General features: G+C 51.3%; 1 protein-coding gene. It reads right to left on the minus strand.

Annotated elements, in window-relative coordinates; translation table 11 throughout:
- Positions 1–97: 97 nt before the first annotated feature.
- The coding region (locus AC1RPN_RS07710) for a hypothetical protein (protein WP_481763637.1) at positions 98–452 on the minus strand (355 nt) is incomplete at its 5' end.

Here is a 452-nt window from a genome sequence, read left to right on the forward strand (position 1 = left end):
GTACTCGCACGCAGCTCTCTTGATCGCGAAGCACACAAAGGACTCATCCCCGTCCTCGATGAGTTCGAGTGCCCTTTTCAGGATCGCGATTTTCTTGTCAATCAGGTTCACGTTCGGCCTCCACACAATTGATTAGATAAGTGGCCCATTGTACGCGAGTTTCCTTCAGTAGGAAAGCTTTTTGTTCATGAGCCCAGATACCGTGAACATCCTCAAGCCAGCAGTTGAGTGTGAGGCGGTTGCCGAGCGCCCGGCGTATGACAGTCACCAATTCTTCCGCTGCTTTCTTATACGGATAATCGGGATTGTCCCACGACAGGATTTGAGCCGAACTCTTAATCGCGTGACACAGATATGTCTGGTAGTGATCATCTAGGACTCGGATCGCACGGTGCAGCACCTCGATCTTGCATTCACGCAATGTCTTCACACTTGCTCCTTCATCCAGCGGC

This window comes from Dellaglioa sp. CoH-57-MRSF-20 (assembly GCF_056781955.1).